Here is a 224-nt window from a genome sequence, read left to right on the forward strand (position 1 = left end):
TTCGAGACCAGGACGTTGATAGGCTGGGTGTGGAAGTGCAGTAATGCATTAAGCTAACCAGTACTAATTGCCCGTACGGCTTGTCCCTATAACCTTAGCAGGTTATGGTGAATAAGAAGTACGTTGAGACGTTCGTTGATACACAACTTCATTACCCACCTACTTACTTCTCCCAGATTCTGGGCAACGTCTTACGATAAGACGCGGCCCGTACAGTTCAATGC

The 224-nt window shown here is 46.9% G+C and carries 1 rRNA gene; it reads left to right on the top strand.

From position 1 onward, the window contains the following. A 23S ribosomal RNA gene (locus F8197_RS29545) occupies positions 1–88 on the top strand; the annotation flags it as partial. Between the last annotated feature and the right edge of the window lie 136 nt (positions 89–224).

Source organism: Duganella sp. FT27W (assembly GCF_009295655.1).
In the GTDB taxonomy this organism is placed as follows: domain Bacteria; phylum Pseudomonadota; class Gammaproteobacteria; order Burkholderiales; family Burkholderiaceae_D; genus Rugamonas; species Rugamonas zoogloeoides.